The sequence below is a fragment of the Yersinia sp. LJYL362 genome, from assembly GCF_048323875.1.
Window position 1 is genome coordinate 1 of sequence record NZ_JBLWEX010000064.1, and the last position, 9352, is coordinate 9352.

Here is a 9352-nt window from a genome sequence, read left to right on the forward strand (position 1 = left end):
CCTTTTTGACGATTGCATCTATCACTTTGACCAATAACAGACTTGAATGGCAGTCACTGCTGCCGAACACAACGCCATATGAAGCGTTATTTGCTACTGCCTCCCAGTTGGAGCCTGTTTCTTTCGCTGCGATTCAACCCCGGCTTGAAAATGGAATGACACTATTTTGTCATCCACAATCACTGCCGCGTTTTATGTTGATCAAAGCACAGGAAAGTACTGAGTATCTGGCACTGATCGCTCAAGCTATTAAAGAGCTTCAGCCTGAGGCCTCAGCCTTGTTTGGCGGAGACTACCTTGTGCATGGGCACCAGGTCAGCTGGCAACCTGCTCAACGCGGTGATGAGCCATTTGCGGCGATTTCGCGCTGCCTCTATCAGGAATGGGTAGAACCAGAACAGCTGTTTGGCTGTGTTAGATGGCATAAAGATCAAATAACTCTCCAGCCCGGCTTGGTTCATCAAGCTAATGGCGGTGTATTGATCCTGTCGGTACGATCATTACAGGCTCAGCCATTGATGTGGCTACGCCTGAAGCAAATGATAGTTCAGCAACGCTTCGACTGGTTGTCACCTGACGAAACTCGTCCTTTACCGGTGCATATTCCCTCAATGCCATTGGATCTGCGTTTGATTCTGATCGGCGATCGTCTTGGCTTGGGTGATTTCCATGATATGGAACCTGAGCTTGGCGAATTGGCTATTTACGGTGAATTCGAAGTTGAACTGCCGCTAGTCGATATTGATGGTATGACGTTGTGGTGCGGCTATATCAATACGCTGTTACAGCAAAAGCAGTTACCTTCGTTATCCGCCGATGCCTGGCCGGTGCTATTCCGTCAGGCGGTGCGTTACAGCGGCGACCAAGGGAGCCTGCCATTATGCCCGCAATGGCTCACTCGCCAGTTAGCTGAAGCTGCACTCTATGCCGAAGAAGACACGATTACCGCCAATGCGCTTGAAGTCGCACTGAATGCCCGCGACTGGCGTAATAGCTATCTTGCTGAACGGATGCAAGATGAAATTGAGTTAGGACAAATTCTGGTTGAGACCGAAGGCCAGGTTGTCGGCCAAATTAATGGCCTGTCCGTATTGGAATACCCGGGGCACCCTTATGCTTTCGGTGAACCCGCACGTATCAGCTGCGTTGTTCATTTAGGCGATGGCGAATTTGTTGACGTAGAGCGTAAAGCTGAATTAGGCGGTAATATTCATGCTAAAGGCATGATGATTATGCAAGCGTTCCTGATTTCAGAACTGGAACTTGATCAGCCACTGCCTTTCTCAGCCTCCATTGTTTTTGAGCAATCCTATGGAGAGGTTGATGGCGACAGTGCATCACTGGCAGAGCTTTGTGCACTAGTCAGTGCCCTATCGCAACAGCCTATCAATCAACAAATCGCCGTGACAGGTTCAGTTGACCAATTTGGCAACGTACAACCTATCGGTGGTGTAAATGAAAAGATTGAAGGCTTCTTCGAAGCTTGCCAACGTCGTGGGCTTACAGGCAGTCAGGGCGTTATTTTACCGGCCACGAATGTCCGTCATTTATGCTTGAATCAGGCGGTGATTGAGGCGGTACAGCAAGGTCAGTTCCATTTGTGGGCTGTAGATACAGTCGCTGAAGCATTACCTTTGCTTACGGGTATGGCTTATGCCGATGAGCAACAACCTAGCTTATTAGGTATAATTCAAGAGCGAATCTCACAAGTAAATCCGCAGGACAGACGCCGTTGGCCTTGGCCATTACGCTGGCTCAACTGGTTCAACCAGGGCTGATCGGACTTGCTCAGCGTACAGCTGTACGCTATTCTGCGCACTTCATCAAAATAAGGCTTACTGAGAACATGGTAGATAAACGCGAATCCTATACAAAAGAAGACCTTGAAGCATCAGGCCGTGGCGAACTGTTTGGCGCTGGCGGGCCACCATTGCCAGCAGGCAATATGTTAATGATGGACCGTGTCGTTAAAATGACAGAAGACGGCGGTACCTATGGCAAAGGTTATGTGGAAGCGGAACTGGATATTAATCCGGATCTATGGTTCTTCGGTTGCCACTTTATCGGCGACCCGGTAATGCCTGGCTGCCTGGGCCTTGATGCCATGTGGCAGTTAGTTGGTTTCTATCTTGGCTGGTTGGGTGGCGAAGGCAAAGGCCGCGCACTCGGCGTCGGTGAAGTTAAATTCACCGGGCAAGTTCTGCCAGATGCTAAGAAAGTGACATACCGTATTAATTTTAAACGCATTATTATGCGTAAATTGATTATGGGTGTAGCTGATGGTGAAGTGCTGGTAGATGGCAAAGTGATTTATACCGCCACTGACTTAAAAGTAGGCCTGTTTAAAGACACCAACGCCTTCTAATATTTACCCGTTTTCCCGTGCAGGGGCGGTTACCCCCTGCACATTAACTATGATGCCGATGAACTACGATGCCAATGGCATTTTTTTTAACATTGGTTACTACAATAAATGTAGTGACTAAATGATATTTAGTTTTGGCACAGCTCGCTCTGCCCACAAAAATCATCCGAGGAGTGATATGCAAAGAACTCGCCTGCAAGATATGCCCTGCCCGGTGGCCCGTTCTCTTGAACGGGTAGGAGAATGGTGGAGCATACTGATTATCCGTGATGCCTTTCAAGGGCTCACGCGGTTTGATGAATTTCAGCAAAGTTTGCAGCTTTCTCCCACCATCCTCACCCGCCGCCTCAAATATTTAGTGGAAAGCGGTATCCTGGAGAAGCAGCTCTATCATGCTCGCCCCGTCCGCTATGAATACCTATTGACGGAGCGCGGCAATGATTTCTTCCCAGTAATTGCAGCCCTGTTTCACTGGGGTAATCAACATTTTGCGCCAGACGGCCCCGCAGTCATACTCACCGATCGCCGTACCGGTACTCCGGTCGATCCAATTTTGCTGAACAATACCACTCAGCAACCTATTCGCGCAGAGGATGTCACCATCGCGGCAGGCTCGGTCAGGAGCGATATAATTAATAAACGGTTGGCATTGATGCATGAGAAAAATGTAGCCAATGTCAGGCATTCCCCCCATTCAATTGAGTCTTCAAAGGAAAAATAATGAACATGCGTCGTGTAGTAATTACAGGAATGGGTGTGGTTTCCCCATTAGGCTGCGGTATCGATATGGTGTGGCAACGCCTGCTAGCAGGACAATCGGGTATCCGTGTTCTGCCAGATGAAATTGTCGGTGATTTGCCAGCAAAAATTGGAGGACAAGTGCCAACACTCGCAGCAGATCCAAAAGCAGGCTTCGATCCAAATAAAGCTGTTGCGCCAAAAGATCAAAAGAAAATGGATCGCTTTATTGAATTTGCCATGGTCGCAGCAGATGAAGCCATTGCCCATGCTGGCTGGCAAGCCGATAATACCGAGAAACAAGAGCGCACTGCGACCATTATTGGCTCTGGTATTGGTGGTTTCCCATCGATTGCAAATGCGGTACGTACCACGGATAGCCGTGGGCCAAAACGGCTGTCACCTTTTACCGTCCCCTCATTTTTGGTGAATCTGGCCGCGGGTCACGTCTCCATTAAACATCATTTCAAAGGGCCGATTGGCGCGCCGGTGACTGCTTGTGCGGCCGGTGTTCAAGCTATCGGGGATGCAGTTCGTCTTATCCGCAATGATGAAGCTGATATTGCACTGTGTGGCGGCGCTGAAGCTGCAATCGATAAAGTCAGCCTGGCTGGCTTTGCGGCCGCGCGTGCATTATCAACCGGTTCTAATGATGCTCCTGAAAAAGCGTCTCGCCCCTTCGACAGTGCCCGTGATGGCTTTGTGATGGGTGAAGGTGCTGGCTTACTGGTGATTGAAGAACTGGAACATGCTTTGGCGCGTGGCGCAAAACCCTTAGCCGAGATTGTCGGCTACGGTACCAGTGCCGATGCATATCATATGACCTCCGGTGCCGAAGACGGTGATGGAGCATACCGTGCTATGAAGATTGCGCTACGCCAGGCCGGTATTACACCCGCACAGGTTCAGCATCTCAATGCTCATGCGACCTCAACGCCAGTAGGTGATCTCGGCGAAATTAATGCCATTAAACACTTGTTTGGCGAAGGTGATACCTTAGCAGTCACATCGACTAAGTCAGCGACTGGTCACTTGTTGGGGGCTGCTGGCGGATTAGAAACGATTTTCACCGTGCTGGCATTGCGAGATCAAATCGTACCTGCAACATTGAATCTGGAAAACCTGGACCCAGCCGCCACCGGGCTGAATGTAATAGCAGGTAAAGCACAGCCTCATGAAATGACTTATGCACTTTCAAATGGTTTTGGTTTTGGTGGGGTGAATGCGAGTATCTTACTAAAACGTTGGGTTGAATAAAGTAACCAATAACCTCCGCATAAAGCGGAGGTTATCCCTTAGTCTGACAGAGAGCCGCTTAAGCGGTCACAGCCCTGTCCTCCATGGCTTGTCGCCAACCTCCTAACCAATGCGATCTGGCGTCTAAAGCTTGATAGGGGCAAATTTCCCTTGAACGCCCTGAAATACCTGCTTGATAACCACGTGACAACGCTCTTTCCAAGCGATCTCTTTTCTGTCTCTTCATGCCTCGTTTCCCTCATCTTTCGGTCTGGTGGAAAGAAAACAGTGACTACTTTATGTTCAGTCACAGTTAAGTGATAGACCTTAGGAAACAGAAAAGCAATGCGCAAAATTCACGCCAATGTCATATTTGTGAGCTATGCCCGCTGAATTTGCTAAGTGATTGATTTGGGGTGAATGGCATTAACTAATTGATATATAATAAAAATCCTCTTTCACGATAAATTTATAATTATCGATGAAAGAGGATTAGACAGATTTGGAACAAAATATGACTTAAATCACCGTAACTGGGCAGCTATCGACTTAGCCTCTTGCTGCCAACCCTCAGCCAGAGTACGAATCAGTGCATCATAACCATCTTCGCCCTGTTTAAGCTCTAAATCGAACGGCTGTTTAATCAGTTGCCCCTGACGTTTGAGTATCCAAACACCACGGATGATGGCGCGCCCATCATAGCGGCCATGGAACCCGGTGACAGTGACATTCAGGACATCCTGATCGCTATCGAGTGGTTGTGAGGAGACCAGCCAGCCCGGCAGCGCATTGCTCAGATTAGTGACCAAGGTTTGCTGCAACTGTTGATCCAATGGGCTCGCCCAGAGGTTGTTGCTGGCAATCACGTATTGCACATCGTTGGTTTGATATACCACACCGGCCGCAGCCAGATAATCCGCTACGCCAACATGCTCAACCCACAGTTGCCTTGATGCAACACTACTCGTCGCGCCAGCAGGCGCACTGAGAGCTGGCAACTGATAGTACGTTTTGCTGGGCGTGCTGCTGCAAGCACTGAGTAATAGCGCTGCGATAACTGCCATCCATTTCATCATTTTTTGGCCTTCTTAGGCTGAGGATCCTGACTTCCTGCCGCTTCAAATACCAGCGCGTTGCTCTTTTCATTCAGCGTCCGCAACACCGGCTGTAATTCACGCAACACCTGATCTAACCGCTGCATATCACCCACCATTTTATTGTAGGCCGGTGAACCAGGTTGGAAACCTTTCATACTACGATTCAATTCATTCAAGGTTTTTTGCAGATCTTTCGGTAAATCCTGCATTGCCGGGCTGGCAGTGAGTGCCGTCAGTGATTCCAGAGTTTTCTGGGTTTCACGCATGGTTTTCTGACTTTCAACCAGTGTTTTGGTGACTTCTGTGACCATTGGATCCAGCGGCAGATTATTAATCTTATCCAGTGTTTGCATCACTTTTTGCTGAATCTGCGCTAAACCACCGCTGACGGTTGGCAGCAAAGGATAGCCCGCCACTTCCAGTGGCCCTTTCCACGGTTTGGCATCTGGGTAAAAATCCAGATCGACAAACAGTGCGCCGGTCAACAAGTTGCCTGATTTCAGCGAGGCACGTAGACCGCGTTCTTTGGCCGTTTTCAGTATTTTTTCAAAATTAGCATCTGGGCCTAAGTCCTCGCGGAAACGGCCAGGCTCAATGCGAATTAACACCGGAATCCGGAAGTCATTATCAACGCGTTGCCTTATCCCTTCTGCGAAGAAAGGCACATCCCCGACAGTCCCGATACGAATCCCCCGGAATTCAACCGGTGCTCCAGTTTGTAAGCCACGCACAGAATCAGCGAAGAACAGCAAGAAATCTTCATGTTCGGTATACAGTGAATTTTGAATGCTACTGCGGTTATCAAACAGTTTGAACTCCGCCTTCGCTTCGGTAATTTGCTTGCCCGGCTCTAAACCGTCAGGCACATCAAAGCTGACGCCGCCACTGAATAAAGTCGCCAGAGAGGCCATTTCGACGCGCATCCCTTGCGAGGAGAGATCTACCGCCACCCCACTGTCTTTCCAAAAACGCACATTACTGGTGACCAGGCTGTCATAAGGCGCGCCAATGAATAACTGATAACGCATCAGGCGTGATTTCGCATCAAAAGCACTGGTTTCCACTGAGCCCACACGATAGCCACGGAACAACACCGGATCACCAGCATTCAACTGCCCGGCTTGCTCACTGTCAAGTATGATGCGCAGCCCTTTGGCATCCGGTGAGGCAAGTGGTGGAGAATCCAATAATGCGAACTCATTTAATGGCTTACCTTTACCACCAGGTTGCAGTTCAATGTAAGCCCCTGATAGCAAAGTTCCCAAGCCGGAAATACCTTCACGACCAATCTGCGGCTTGACCACCCAGAAAACGGTATCGCTGTGTAGCAAGGTATTCATGCCGGAATTCAACCGCGCCTTCACGATAACATGGTTGAGATCTTCACTTAACGTGACCTGCTCAACGATGCCAACATCAACACTGCGGCTCTTTATTTTGGTTTTACCCGCTTCAATGCCTTCAGCGTTCAAAGTGGTCATCACCACCTGCGGCCCCTGATGGCTAAAATGATAAAACAGTATCCATGCGCCAATCAGCGCAGTGACAATCGGGATGATCCACACCGGGGACCACCGCTTGATTTTTTCAATTTCTGCCACACCTTGGCTGGGATTATTGTCCGTCACCTTGCGGCTCCTTTTGGGTTGTTTCACTTATCCGATCCCAGGTTAAACGGGGATCGAAGGTTAATGCAGCAAACATGGTCAGGATAACCACCATGGCAAATAGCAGGGCACCAATCGCCGGATAGATACTCATCAGTTGCCCAATACGTACCAATGACGACAGCACCGCGATAACAAAAACATCAATCATTGACCAGCGGCCAACGAACTCCACTATTTCATAAATAAAATGCATCCGTTCAGTATCGGTATTACCTTTGCCTTTTGCATCCCAACATAACCAACCTATCGCTAGCATTTTTAATGATGGCACCATAATACTGGCAATAAAAATCACCATTGCCACCGGATAAGAGCCTTCACTCCACAAGAAAATCACCCCAGCCATGATGGTTGAGTTCATCTGATTCCCCAAACTTTCAGTAATCATAATGGGCATCAGGTTGGCTGGGATATATAACATGATTGACGTGACTAACAGTGCCATTGTCCACTGCAGGCTATTGCGCCGACGGATATAGCCATGAGTATGGCAGCGAGGGCATTCCACCAGGTCTTGTGGCAAAATGGCCGTACAGCACGCGCAAGAGCGCAGTCCCTGGCGCAAACCGGTTCGGCCTGCAATCAATGGATGAGGTAACGCGGGTGCGGGGGCAATATCCTGCCACATCCAATGGCGGTCGACACATTGAAAAGCACGCACCTGCAATAAACAGAATAAGCAATAAGGGACAAAACTGCTGCCAATGCCGATTTCGCCGTAAGCCATCAGCTTAACAAAACTAACCAGCACACCGGCGAGGAAAATCTCGACCATGCACCAGGTCTTAAATTGGAAAAGTGCTTTTGCTATCAGTGCCTTCCAGCGGTGCGGCATTCGCACTCGCAGACAAAGCAAAATAATGGCTACCATGCAGAAAGCCGGAATCAACTGAACCAAAACCATAAATAACGTTGCCATGCTGGCGTAGTCATCTGCCACCATCACTTTGGGTATTTGGATCAGGGTAATTTCGCTGGTAATCCCTGCCACGCGCATATTGACGAAGGGGAACATATTAGCCAGCAACAGCATAAAGAGTGCGCTGATAGCATAACCAACCGGGCGCTTACGTGGTTCGTCCCACCGCGCGGTCAGTGTGGTTTTACAGCGCGGACATACCGCTTTGGTGCCATAAGGCAAGGAGGGTAAGGCCACTGACATATCGCACTGCCGGCACAGGATAACGTTCCCTGACTGCCCTGTGTGCTCGCCGTGCTCAGGCTGAATTACAGAACACAATATCGAATCCCTCACGGCTGACCCCCTTTTATATAAAGGGGATTGAACACCGTTCTATCAAGTAACTTACTATAACAATAGACATAATATCATCATAAAGTAGAATATCGCGTCACCTGACAGAACGGTGCAAATACGTTTTAGCCGTTTTTCTGAGCTTCCAGCTCTTCCCAACGACTAAACGCCACTTCTAATGCTTGTTCAGCATCGGCTAATGCTTTCAAAACCTGTTGTGTTTCTTCGTGTGGACGGGAGAAGAAATCAGCATGGCTAACCTCAGCCTGTAACTTACTGATTTCATGTTCCAGTTTTTCTAATTGCTGTGGTAACTGATCCAACTCACGTTGCAAGTTATAGCTCAGCTTGCCAGGGCGTTTGGCCGCTGGAGCAGTGCTTTTTACCGGCGCAGCCGCTTTGGTTTCTTCAACTTTTGGTGCCACCTGACGAATAGGTTTCGCCTCGGCGCGCTGCTGATGAGCATCATAATAGCCGCCGACGAAGCTGCTAATTTGACCATTGCCTTCAAAGATCCAGCACTCTGTTACTGAGTTATCAACGAATTGACGGTCATGGCTAACCAACAATACTGTACCCTGATAGCTATCAACCATTTCTTCCAACAACTCCAGTGTTTCCACATCCAGATCGTTGGTCGGTTCATCGAGGATCAGCAAGTTACTTGGCTTAAGGAATAATTTAGCCAATAACAGACGGTTACGCTCACCACCAGATAACGCTTTTACCGGGGTCATAGCGCGTTTCGGGTGGAACAAGAAGTCTTGCAGGTAGCCCAGAACATGGCGTGAACGGCCATTGACCATCACTTCCTGCTTACCTTCAGCCAGGTTATCCATCACCGTGCGCTCTGGATCAAGTTCTGCACGATGCTGGTCAAAATAGGCCACTTCCAGTTTGGTGCCGCAATGGACTTTACCGCTATCGGCTTTAAGCTGACCGAGCATCAGTTTCAGCAAGGTGGTTTTACCGCAACCATTCGGCCCCACCA

Annotated in this window: 9 protein-coding genes; 4 read left to right on the forward strand and 5 right to left on the reverse strand. The window is 49.0% G+C overall.

All coding sequences use genetic code 11. The features are described 5' to 3' along the window. The first annotated feature begins 26 nt into the window (after positions 1-26). From ACNSO8_RS02675 to fabF, 4 genes are all read left to right on the forward strand, one after another. Positions 27-1778 (forward strand): AAA family ATPase, encoded by a 1752-nt coding sequence (locus tag ACNSO8_RS02675; RefSeq protein ID WP_032900735.1) that lies wholly within the window; start codon positions 27-29, stop codon positions 1776-1778. Positions 1779-1846: 68 nt separating this feature from the next. Further along, positions 1847-2365: a bifunctional 3-hydroxydecanoyl-ACP dehydratase/trans-2-decenoyl-ACP isomerase gene (gene fabA, locus ACNSO8_RS02680; RefSeq protein WP_005160035.1), complete on the forward strand. Its 519-nt coding sequence runs from the start codon at positions 1847-1849 to the stop codon at positions 2363-2365. Positions 2366-2543: 178 nt separating this feature from the next. Continuing rightward, positions 2544-3086, forward strand: a complete 543-nt coding sequence (locus tag ACNSO8_RS02685) for a winged helix-turn-helix transcriptional regulator (RefSeq protein ID WP_019083436.1) — start codon at positions 2544-2546, stop codon at positions 3084-3086. Then, positions 3086-4360, forward strand: coding sequence for a beta-ketoacyl-ACP synthase II (gene fabF, locus ACNSO8_RS02690; protein ID WP_418393739.1), 1275 nt, complete (start codon positions 3086-3088; stop codon positions 4358-4360). Before ACNSO8_RS02685 ends, fabF begins: the two co-directional genes overlap by 1 nt. A gap of 58 nt (positions 4361-4418) precedes the next feature. Here fabF and rmf read toward each other — a convergent pair whose 3' ends face one another. The 5 genes from rmf to ACNSO8_RS02715 form a co-directional block, all read right to left on the reverse strand. Then, complete coding sequence (rmf, locus tag ACNSO8_RS02695) at positions 4419-4586, reverse strand: ribosome modulation factor (protein WP_005170911.1); 168 nt, start codon at positions 4584-4586, stop codon at positions 4419-4421. Positions 4587-4863: 277 nt separating this feature from the next. After that, entirely contained in the window at positions 4864-5415 is a 552-nt protein-coding gene (gene pqiC / locus ACNSO8_RS02700) for a membrane integrity-associated transporter subunit PqiC (RefSeq protein ID WP_005170914.1), read from the reverse strand. Further along, positions 5412-7064 carry an intermembrane transport protein PqiB gene (gene pqiB / locus ACNSO8_RS02705; RefSeq protein WP_019079853.1) on the reverse strand — a complete coding sequence of 551 codons (1653 nt, stop codon included), beginning with the start codon at positions 7062-7064 and terminating at the stop codon, positions 5412-5414. The genes pqiC and pqiB overlap by 4 nt, the downstream gene beginning before the upstream one ends. Next, positions 7051-8346, reverse strand: coding sequence for a membrane integrity-associated transporter subunit PqiA (pqiA, locus tag ACNSO8_RS02710; RefSeq protein ID WP_026017889.1), 1296 nt, complete (start codon positions 8344-8346; stop codon positions 7051-7053). The genes pqiB and pqiA overlap by 14 nt, the downstream gene beginning before the upstream one ends. Positions 8347-8486: 140 nt before the next feature. Beyond that, a partial coding sequence (locus ACNSO8_RS02715; RefSeq protein WP_418393740.1) for an ATP-binding cassette domain-containing protein occupies positions 8487-9352 on the reverse strand: 866 nt, incomplete at its 5' end.

What these genes read in the sequence shown, in the direction of transcription:
- fabA (WP_005160035.1), top strand. Translation starts at nt 1,847, where the DNA reads ATGGTAGATAAACGCGAATCCTATACAAAAGAAGACCTTGAAGCATCA.
- fabF (WP_418393739.1), top strand. Translation starts at nt 3,086, where the DNA reads ATGAACATGCGTCGTGTAGTAATTACAGGAATGGGTGTGGTTTCCCCA.
- pqiC (WP_005170914.1), bottom strand. Translation starts at nt 5,415, where the DNA reads ATGATGAAATGGATGGCAGTTATCGCAGCGCTATTACTCAGTGCTTGC.
- ACNSO8_RS02685 (WP_019083436.1), top strand. Translation starts at nt 2,544, where the DNA reads ATGCAAAGAACTCGCCTGCAAGATATGCCCTGCCCGGTGGCCCGTTCT.
- rmf (WP_005170911.1), bottom strand. Translation starts at nt 4,586, where the DNA reads ATGAAGAGACAGAAAAGAGATCGCTTGGAAAGAGCGTTGTCACGTGGT.